This is a genomic window from Halomonas sp. SIMBA_159, from assembly GCF_046536035.1.
Lineage (GTDB): Bacteria > Pseudomonadota > Gammaproteobacteria > Pseudomonadales > Halomonadaceae > Vreelandella > Vreelandella venusta_A.
Genome location: NZ_JAWJBT010000071.1, coordinates 1 through 599, shown reverse-complemented (window position 1 = coordinate 599; position 599 = coordinate 1). Strand labels below are relative to the sequence as shown.

The window sequence follows — 599 nt, the reverse complement described above, 5'->3', positions numbered from 1 at the left end:
CACATTTCCGAAACAACACAAAACAAACACGAACTTAATTCACAGGTTTTAAACCCTTGTTGTGACTGATTTTTTTACAAAACGTTACCAAACTTTCGTGAAAAAACCCTCGTTGGCTTTTCTAAAAACACGCACATTTTTTGGTGCGTATAACTGGGCACTTTGACAAGTGATTGACAACTGGTCGATCATTTTCCATCACAGATCCGCCAGTGACCGGCCCGTTTTTCAGTAGTGATCGGGAAGTGATCACCTCAAAAATCGCCACTGCTGCAGGAGTGATTTCCACCACTTCTTTGGGGTCTTTTTTTTGCTAGGCTTTGCCTAGTTCCACACCATAAGTGGGGACAAAAACCCCTTATGCTCTTTTCAAAAAAATCCATCTATATGCTATCTCCAAAACTGCCACCAAGATTTTTTTTGCCCTTCCTTTTCCTCTTGTTTCGTTGATGCAATTAATTTTTTCGTTTCTTGTGTTTCTCTTATGGCCTCTAACAGCTTTTTATCTCTTTCAAGAAGACTACTTTGTATGTATTCTTGCTGTTTTTTCAACTGATCAATTAATTCTTTATTGAATTCCTCTTGTTGTTTTTTAAACT

Annotated in this window: 1 protein-coding gene; it reads right to left on the bottom strand. The window is 37.9% G+C overall.

Going from position 1 to position 599, the window contains the following annotated elements:
- Window positions 1-390 precede the first annotated feature (390 nt).
- The coding region (locus tag R0J87_RS18380) for a DUF3967 domain-containing protein (RefSeq protein ID WP_498887969.1) at window positions 391-599 on the bottom strand (209 nt) is incomplete at its 5' end.